Source organism: Paraburkholderia sp. SIMBA_027 (assembly GCF_046535315.1).
In the GTDB taxonomy this organism is placed as follows: domain Bacteria; phylum Pseudomonadota; class Gammaproteobacteria; order Burkholderiales; family Burkholderiaceae; genus Paraburkholderia; species Paraburkholderia tropica.
On the sequence record NZ_JAWRWY010000870.1, the window covers coordinates 1 to 262 of the forward strand.

General features: G+C 64.5%; 1 pseudogene. It reads left to right on the forward strand.

Annotation, left to right across the window (positions count from 1 at the left end):
- A pseudogene (locus SB764_RS41570) lies at positions 1 to 262 on the forward strand (hypothetical protein); the annotation flags it as partial.

Consider the following 262-nt stretch of genomic DNA (forward strand, 5'->3'; position numbering starts at 1 on the left):
GCCGAGGTCAATCACGACACGCACGAGCAGTCGGATGTCGCCGCGCGCGTGAACTTCATCTCCGCGCTGATGCAAAGCGGCCGCCTGCACGAGGCGCTGCCGCATCTCGCATGGGTGCGCGACGTGTACGGCCACGTGCACATCACCGACTCGACCTTCCTCCACCTGCGCGGCATTCCGTTCTTTTCTTCATTCCTCGAGAACAGTTTCGAGATCCTGAAGGCCACGCAGCCGGCCGACGCGATCGCGCCGTGGTACGGCG